The sequence below is a fragment of the Gelidibacter salicanalis genome (genome assembly GCF_007997285.1).
GTDB classification, from domain to species: Bacteria; Bacteroidota; Bacteroidia; order Flavobacteriales; family Flavobacteriaceae; genus Gelidibacter; species Gelidibacter salicanalis.
Genome location: NZ_VORX01000003.1, coordinates 699,912 through 706,429, shown reverse-complemented (window position 1 = coordinate 706,429; position 6,518 = coordinate 699,912). Strand labels below are relative to the sequence as shown.

At 41.1% G+C, this 6,518-nt stretch carries 4 protein-coding genes and 1 tRNA gene; 2 read left to right on the top strand and 3 right to left on the bottom strand.

Features of this window, described 5'->3' with window-relative positions; translation table 11 throughout:
- Window positions 1-226: 226 nt before the first annotated feature.
- A tRNA-Gln gene (locus ES711_RS09290) sits at window positions 227-299 on the bottom strand.
- Window positions 300-546: 247 nt separating this feature from the next.
- Here ES711_RS09290 and ES711_RS09285 point away from each other — a divergent pair.
- Window positions 547-3,858, top strand: a complete 3,312-nt coding sequence (locus tag ES711_RS09285; RefSeq protein WP_146892844.1) for a glycosyltransferase family 117 protein — start codon at window positions 547-549, stop codon at window positions 3,856-3,858.
- Window positions 3,859-3,894: 36 nt separating this feature from the next.
- Window positions 3,895-4,779 carry a polysaccharide deacetylase family protein gene (locus ES711_RS16510; RefSeq protein ID WP_246139162.1) on the top strand — a complete coding sequence of 295 codons (885 nt, stop codon included), beginning with the start codon at window positions 3,895-3,897 and terminating at the stop codon, window positions 4,777-4,779.
- Here the strand turns inward: ES711_RS16510 and ES711_RS09275 are convergent.
- Together ES711_RS09275 and ES711_RS09270 are read right to left on the bottom strand one after the other, a co-directional pair.
- Complete coding sequence (locus ES711_RS09275; protein WP_133757196.1) at window positions 4,776-5,072, bottom strand: thioredoxin family protein; 297 nt, start codon at window positions 5,070-5,072, stop codon at window positions 4,776-4,778. The two genes, ES711_RS16510 and ES711_RS09275, sit on opposite strands and share 4 nt — an antisense overlap.
- Before the next feature lie 102 nt (window positions 5,073-5,174).
- A complete protein-coding gene (locus ES711_RS09270) occupies window positions 5,175-6,410 on the bottom strand; it encodes a metallophosphoesterase (protein ID WP_146892902.1) in 1,236 nt (411 codons plus the stop codon).
- Between the last annotated feature and the right edge of the window lie 108 nt (window positions 6,411-6,518).

Genomic DNA, 6,518 nt, shown 5'->3' with positions numbered 1-6,518 from the left:
TCAGCAGAATCTTTTAATGCCAAAATAAAAGCCTTTAGAGCGCAATTTAGAGGGGTCAAAAATGTAGAATTCTTCCTTTATAGATTAACAACAATTTTTACATAAACACAACAATTGTTCTTGATCCTACTTCGACTCCGCTCAGCATGAACTTCTCGCCCTAGCAGGCATATCCAGTAAAAACAAAAAATCCCGACTTATTTCTAAATCGGGATTTCCATTCTTGTTGGCCTACTAGGGCTCGAACCTAGACTCTCCTGGACCAAAACCAGGCGTGTTGCCAGTTACACCATAGGCCAATCTCTAATTGAGGACCTGCCTGCCGGCAAGGAAGGTGCAAATTTACTACAAAGTTTTATTTGCGCAAATATTTTGATAGAAAAAACACAAATAAAAACACACTTTCTTGCAACTACCTTCTTTTTCAAGGTTAAAGCCCCGCTAATAGCCCAAAAACATTTCAGAAATACTTAACGTTTACACAAATTCTTTCTACTCTTATATTATTATTCTTAAATTCGCCACTCATTTTCAACCAAAAAATCTATGAATCATTTCAACTTTAAAAAATGGAATACCATTTTAGGTTGGTTCGTCTTTGCCGTCGCATTTATTGTTTATGCACTTACCATTGAACCGACCGTTAGTTTTTGGGATGCTGGGGAATATATTTTGACTTCCGCAAAGCTTCAAGTAGGTCATCCACCAGGAGCACCATTATTCCAAATGATCGGAGCATTTTTCTCAATGTTTGCGCTTGAACCTTCCCAAATTGGTGCCATGTTGAATATGATGAGTGGCGCCGCTAGCGCTTTCACCATTCTTTTTATGTTTTGGACCATTACCTTGCTCCTCAAAAAACTGGTTCATACAGACACAGAATTTACCACGGCTAAAAAAGTTGCCATTTTAGGTAGCGGACTTGTAGGAAGTTTAGCCTTTACCTTTACAGATTCATTTTGGTTTAATGCGGTTGAAACTGAAGTATATGCTATGGCCACCCTAATTATGGCGGTCATGTTTTGGCTTGCTTTGCGTTGGGAACAAGATATGGACAAACCTCGTGGCAACCGTTGGCTCATCCTAATTGCCTTTGTGATTGGATTATCTTTTGGTGTTCACTTTATGGGACTGTTAACGATTCCTGCCATTGGCCTGATTTACTACTTTAAAAACTATAAAACCATTACGGTTACGAATTTTATACTGGCGAACATTATTTCTGCAGCCATCTTATTATTCATTTTTAAACTCTTATTGCCAAACGCCCTAAAAATCTTTAGTGCGTCAGAAATCTTTTTTGTCAATAGTCTTGGCATGCCTTTCAATTCAGGCACCATCATCGCCTTTATTCTGGTGGTCGCCGCCTTCTATTTCGGATTAAAATACACGAGAGATCACCAAAAGTATGTGGCAAACACCTTGGTGCTTTGCTTACTTTTTATATTTATAGGGTTTTCATGTTGGTTGATGCTCCCAATCAGAGCCAATGCCAAAGTGACCGTTAACGAAAATAACCCTTCGGATGCTCGAGAGCTTTTAGCCTATTACAATTTAGAGCAATACCCAGAAACCCACTTGTTTTACGGCCCTCTGTTTACGGAACAGTACACTGGTTTGGACGCCAATCAACCTTATGTAGATGACAAACCTAACTACGAAAAGGATGAAGTTGCCGGAAAATATGTCATTGTAAACGACTATAAAAACGCCAAACAGAACTTCAATTCTGAACATGCCGCCATTCTTCCAAGGATGTGGAGCGGTGATAACGCTGAAAACTATATGATGTTTACCGGGTTGTTGGATTTTAACATCAAGCCCGAATATCAAATGGAAAATCAGATCCGTAGCATGGTGACTGATTTTAAGCTGAATGTTAGAGAAGGTAAGGTAGATTATGGTGACTATCACAAATTTTTACAGCAGTTTGGACAGTATTTGGATATTGAAAAACCATCCCTGATCCAAAATATTGGTTACATGATTGAGTATCAGTTTGGGTACATGTACTGGCGCTATTTCATGTGGAATTTTGTGGGTCGTCAAAACGATATTCAAGGCAAGTATGACGATTTAAACGGGAATTGGATCAGTGGTATAAATCCATTTGATGCATGGCACCTCAACATGTCCCAAGACAATTTACCAAGTGACGTCAAAAACAACAAAGCCCGTAATACCTACTATTTTTTACCCTTAATTTTAGGACTCATAGGCTTCTTATTTCTGGTGGCTCGAGACAAAAAACTATTTTGGACCCTGTTGGTATTCTTTCTCATGACCGGAATTGCCATTCAATTTTACACCAACGTCAGACCGTTTGAACCGCGAGAGCGCGACTATTCGGTGGTGGGCTCCTTTTACGTGTTTGCCATTTGGATTGGCTTTGGGGTTTACGCCATTTTTGATGCGCTCAGAAAAAAGGTCAATTTTAAATTTCTACCGCATGCCATTACTTTGGCGTGCTTAATATTGGTCCCGGGAATATTGGCGGCGAATAATTGGGATGATCATGACCGTTCTGGTAAGAAAACCGCACACGCTATGGCCGTCAAGTATCTAGAATCTTGCGCGCCTAACGCCATTTTATTTACCATTGGAGACAATGATACCTTCCCGTTATGGTATGCCCAAGAAATTGAAGGCATCCGTCGCGACGTTAGAGTCATCAACACGAGTCTCTTTCAAACGGACTGGTATATTGATCAAATGAAACGTAAAGCTTACACTAGCGACCCTATTCCGTCGCAATTGACCCACGAGCAATACCGTTATGGCACACGCGATTATATCATTCAAAAAGAAATTACCAAAGACACTTTGGATATTAAAGATTTCATGGATTTTGTGAGCAGTGATAATCCACGTACTAAACTTAAATACACTTTAGAGCAGGAAGGAAGAGATACTAGTACTTACCCTTCCAACATGTTGAATTCTAATTATTACCCGACAAAATTTGTCAGGATTCCTGTCGATAAGGCATCAGTTTTAAAACACGGGATTGTAAAAGAAAAGGACGCTGATAAAATTGTAGACGAGATTGTCATTGAAATTAAAGGCAGTGCACTTTACAAAAACCGATTGTTGATGTTGGATATTATTGCCAATAACAATTGGGAACGCCCTATTTATTTTACCGGGGGTAGTTTTGGTGATGACGATTATATTTGGATGAAAGACTATCTGCAATTAGATGGCCTATGCTATAAACTGGTACCGATTAAAACACCAGTAGACCGCGCAAATCCGTTTGATATGGGACGTGTGGATAGCGAGGCGATGTACAAGCAAGTGATGGCTTGGGATTGGGGCAATAGCAATGATCCCAATATATACCACGATGTGGAAACCCGCAAAAACTCTATTACGTACAGAGGTAATTTAGCCCGATTAGTTGAGCAACTCATCAACGAAGATAAACACGACAAAGCCGAACAGATAGCCGATTTAGCCATGAACCAAATGCCGGTGGATTACTTCGGATTCTACACCCTATTGGAGCCGTACATCAGTGCGTACTACGAGATTGGAAAGGTTGAAAAAGGCCGTAAGCTTTATAAAGACGTCAGCAAAAAATATCAGGAAAGTTTAAGTTATTATAGCGGCTTGACCGTTGAGAATCAAACGCGTTATTTAGATGAAATCGTAACAGATATTGAACGCTACAGAAGTTTAGTAGACATTCTCGTTATCTATAACGATAAGGAATTTGCCATGGCAGAAACAGAAAAATTCAATAACTTCCTGAATTTGTTCAAGCATTTTATGGGTGAAGAACCCCAACGACAAGCACCACGAGAAGAACGTGATTTGATAAAAGACACAATTGACACCCTCTTACAACTCGACTAGTTTGTTGTGAACCTGATTCCTGTTAAAACCCCACAATTGATCAAAGGCATATTCCCTAAGTACACTTGGAATATGCCTGAAGATCAAAAGATCCTCTACCTGACTTTTGATGATGGGCCAACCCCCGAAATCACCAATTGGACCCTTGATCTTCTTAAATCTTATGATGCTCAAGCAACCTTTTTTTGCATAGGCAATAATATACAACAGCACCCTGAAATTTTTCAAAACCTTCTCGATTCCGAACATGCCATAGGCAATCACACCTACAACCACCCCTACGGGTGGCGCACTAAGACGGAAGCGTATGTAGCAGAAGTTTTAAAAACAGAACAGGTTATGAGTGCGGAGCGTGGAGTTTGGAGTGGGGCTATAAAAGGTAATCAATCACCAAACCTCCAGTACCGAGTTGGCAAGTTCGGGCAGCTTAACAAAACGTCCGTAACGAAAAGGCATGTTCGTGCGGATCAACAACCTTCAACCCGCCCGTACCGAAAGGGCACTTTCGGGCAGGTCAACAACCCGCCCGTACCGAAAAGGCACTTTCGGGCAGGTCAACAACCCGCCCGTACCGAAAAGGCACGTTCGGGCGGGTCAACAACCCTCTCGTACCGAAAAGGCACGTTTGGGCGCCCCACCCACCTATTCCGCCCGCCCTACGGGCAAATAAAACCAAGCCAGGGCAAGCAATTACTAGCGCTCGGGTATCAGATCATCATGTGGGATATTTTGTCCTTTGATTGGAAAGCATCTTTATCCAAAGAAGCATGTGCCCGCAATGTGATATCAAAAGCAGGCCCTGGAAGCATTGTTGTATTCCACGACAGCGTCAAAGCAGCACCTCGCATGAAGCACGCCTTAAAAGCAACCCTAGCACATTTTAGCGCACAAGGGTATCAGTTTAAAAGTATTGAATTTTAAATGTATTCTTGAAGAATATTAATGAGGGTATTGGCATCCTGCTCTCCGCTATGTCGCCATTTCATCTCGCCGCGTTTGTAGATGATAAGTGTAGGTAAGCCTTTCACACGAAGTGCTTCAGCCAGATCCTTGTTTTTATCAACATCTATTTTGATCACTTTTGCCTTGTCACCAAGCGCAGCAGCCACATCTCTGAGTACCGGATGCATTGCTGTAGATTGTTCGTTCCATTCTGTAAAAAAGTCTAACAAAACTGGAATGTCGACATCTATAAGTTCCCCAAATTTTGACATACATTATTAATGTTTAAATCAAATGTGTTACACAAACCTACTTATTTTTTTTTTATTATCCTAAAACATACGCAAATAGCTCACTGCGGGTGAATCCTCACTTTATGCCGGCATAGTTTCAGTCCCTTTTTTAAGCTCAATCACCGTTATTTCTGGCCAAATTCCCACCCGACCTGGGAATCCTAAAAACCCAAAACCACGGTTGACATTGATATACTGACCCATCTCCTTGTACACTCCCGCCCAATGTTTATAGCGGTATTTAATCGGACTCCATTTGACCCAGCCCGGAATTTCAATTCCAAACTGCATCCCGTGGGTATGGCCACTTAAGGTTAAATGGTAGTGGTAATCATCTTCAAGCACCACATCGTTCCAATGGCTCGGGTCATGCGTCATCAGTATTTTAAAATCGTCTTTATGAATTCCTTCAGAGGCTTTCTTTAAATCGCCAGCTTTTTTAAAGCCACCTCTCCCCCAGTTTTCACAACCAATCAAAGCCAGTCGTTGTCCGTCGCGTTCAATAAACCGATGCTCATTAAGCAACAAATCATAGCCCATCTCCTTTTGGAGTTGAATCAATTCGTCCAAATTTTGCTTCTTGTCCGCGGTGGAATCCCAGTCGATATAATCGCCATAATCATGATTTCCCAATACCGAATAGACACCGTCGTTCGCTTTTAATTCTGCAAACAGCTCTTTCCAAGGTGACATTTCTGAGCTCTTATTATTGACCAAATCCCCCGTAAACATAATGGCATCACTGCCTTGAGCCTTAACCAAGTTGACCGCATGTTCAATTTCCAATCGGTTATCAAAACTTCCGGAATGGATATCACTAATATGGGTGATGCGGTAGCCATCGAATGCGGCCGGTAAATCGTCAAAATGTAGGGTGTGTTTAATAACCTTGTAGTTGTACTTGCCTTTATACATACCGTACAACATAGAAGCGAAAGGTACGGCGGCAACGCTTAGGGCAATCCCGCTGATAAACTTACGTCGGGATGGCATATGAAAACTCTCATTCGTACCAAATAGTTTAGCGTAAGCGCCAGACGCTACACGTATGATGTCCTCTCCCAAAAGAAAGATGATCAGCACCATATTGAAGAGCATAAAACTTAAAATAAATCCGAAGGCATAACTTTTAGAAGGCGAAAGCACACGCCCTCCAGCTCCCATACTAAATTGAAGAATCAAATTGCCCGCGATAATTACTGCAATGCCAATAAATACATAATGAATCCAGACACTTTTGGTGAGCGTTCTAATGGCCTGAAACCCATAGAGCGCTATTAAAATATAAACTATGGTAAAGAGGACCCATCGCAACATAAGAGCAATTTTCATCAAAGATAAATGAATTAAACTGTTATTAAAATGTTGCGATTAAATTTAACCGTCCCTTAAGATTTAGTATATTTCCGCTGCAATACCAATTCG